General features: G+C 41.2%; 1 pseudogene. It reads right to left on the bottom strand.

Features of this window, described 5'->3' with window-relative positions:
* A pseudogene (locus tag FUA24_RS07695) lies at positions 1-267 on the bottom strand (polyribonucleotide nucleotidyltransferase); the annotation flags it as partial.

Here is a 267-nt window from a genome sequence, read left to right as displayed (position 1 = left end):
TCTTTATCTAAAGACATTAATTGAATCATTACCTGCGTTTCAGCGTGGTAATCTTTCGGGAATAATGGGCGTAATACACGGTCTACAATACGCATTACTAAAATTTCTTCGGTGCTAGGGCGCGCCTCACGTTTAAAAAAACCGCCAGGGTAACGTCCTGCCGCAGCAAATTTTTCACGGTAATCTACCGTTAATGGTAAAAAATCTACATCGGCAGCATCGTAGTTTGATACAACTGTACAAAGCAACATAGTGTCACCACATTGT

The organism is Seonamhaeicola marinus (assembly GCF_008085455.1).
The sequence above is the reverse complement of the archived record's forward strand: the minus strand, read 5'-3'. Positions and strand labels throughout refer to the sequence as shown.